The 1,449-nt window shown below is 40.9% G+C and carries 1 pseudogene; it reads right to left on the bottom strand.

The features are described 5' to 3' along the window. Positions 1–1,268: 1,268 nt before the first annotated feature. A pseudogene (locus tag FNW02_RS38135) lies at positions 1,269–1,449 on the bottom strand (transposase); the annotation flags it as partial.

Below are 1,449 nucleotides of genomic sequence, written 5' to 3'. Positions count from 1 at the left end.
TTGGTCAGTAAGCTTTGTACAATTTCCATATGGCTATCGAGTCGGTGCTTGTTTGTTCTAATCAGCACCTTAATGGTTCGATAGTTTTCTTGTCTATTCCCTCAACTCAAAATTGTCCGGAGTATTGCTCTAACGAAGTCAGGGGTTTTTGTGTTATGCCCTGCTCAAGATTGGGTTGTTTTTCTAGGTTCTATTTCACCTTGTACACTCCCTGTTAGCGCCAGTGTCAGCCCATAACAGCCGTCTGATTGCGCCCTGTTCCCAGCTTCACCCTGTAAGATTCCGAGCTTACTCAGTGTGGGCAGATAAGGAGTCACATCTGAGTTTGAGGGGAAGGGCTTTCACCTTCATCCTGTCCGAAGCTCAACTTGTTGACAGTACAACGAAGCTGACTAACTTATTTACGGGCTGTTTACCGAGATTCAGTTAGTGACGAATCGCACGCAGTAGATCCTGCAATTACCAGCATCATTGTGGAGTCCCAACTTGGGCTTATTGATTGAAGCGACCAGTTGCTTGAGCAATTCTTCTTGACGCATTAAAGCAGCAAGTAATTCCGATGTTTCTTGAGAGTTCATTTGTTTAGTACGAATGCATTTTCACCGACCCAAGGCGCAGCCTTATTAGGGTTATTGTTTTTAGATGTGGCTAATACTTTTGTATTATTTATCACTCTTTGAAAAGGTATACTGTTGTTCCTTCTATCCAAAGGAGTATCTCCTAGGATGTTAGTTGCTTTATGCTTTCAGTTGCAGTATAAAGTAGAATTTCCACAAAGCCTCATCTCTTGAACGGGATGAGGCTTTTACTGATGTCTGTAACAAGCTGCTCCAAGAATTAACCACCTTTGTCTCAAGAAATATGTGAGCAGTTGTTAAATTGGTTTACTAAGCAACGAAGTATAACTTGTAACTTTGTAGCAGGTTAGACCACCATTTATCCATCTAAAGAAGTATCAAATATGCTGTTATATGCAGTACATTAACTTGCAAGGACAGTTTTGGTTATTAACCTCGTCTCACTTTGATCACGAGGTTTTTATTTTTGAAGTGGAATAAAGCGAGTTAAGGTAAGAGTTTTTTTGTGACCGCTTTAGAGTTATCAAAGCTGACAGACGATGTCTACGATAAGCCGCAACCGTCTACGCTTTTGTTTTCTAAACCAACAACCATCTGAAGAGTTAGTTCTAGCTGGCGTATTACCGAAGTAATTCTAATGTTTGTTCAGGGGTCATTCGTTTGATACCTAAAGCATTTTCATCGACGAACCTATCCCACTAATAAAATCCGATTCATCCAAATATGAATTGTGGCTAGAGAAACAAAAGCGTTAAAGCAGGCAGAAATCCGCTCCCATCGCACAACTAGTCGTCGATATTTCCTTTGATACCAAGCAAAACAACGCTCTTGTTGAAAACGCGGGACTGAAATTTGAATTGGTCTACCCCGA

Source organism: Komarekiella delphini-convector SJRDD-AB1 (assembly GCF_014831675.1).
Classification (GTDB): Bacteria; Cyanobacteriota; Cyanobacteriia; order Cyanobacteriales; family Nostocaceae; genus Komarekiella.
Note: the sequence above shows the minus strand (reverse complement) of the source record. Positions and strands in the feature narration are given on the sequence as shown.